A 258-nucleotide genomic window follows, 5' to 3' on the forward strand; every position below is an offset into this window, starting at 1 on the left:
GCAGCAAGTAATCATTGACGATGCCTTTCTTCATCCTCGCTTCGGTATCAGACAGAATCCCGATGTTGGTCACCTCGGACCCGGTGCCTGATGTCGTCGGCATGGCGATAAGTGGCGCTCCGCGGACACGCGCCTTGTTCTCGCCAAACAGACTCTCGAGATCACCATCATGGGTGGCATACACCGCCACGCATTTGGCGATATCCATCGCACTGCCACCGCCTACCGCGATCAGGCTATCGCAGCCCCCCTCGCGGT

Annotated in this window: 1 protein-coding gene; it reads right to left on the reverse strand. The window is 58.9% G+C overall.

What is annotated here, in order from left to right; all coding sequences use genetic code 11:
• Positions 1 to 258 (reverse strand): iron-containing alcohol dehydrogenase (locus SB689_RS23545; protein ID WP_410694464.1); only part of this gene is annotated, 258 nt, incomplete at both ends.

The organism is Chryseobacterium sp. SIMBA_038, from assembly GCF_046535115.1.
In the GTDB taxonomy this organism is placed as follows: Bacteria; Bacteroidota; Bacteroidia; order Flavobacteriales; family Weeksellaceae; genus Chryseobacterium.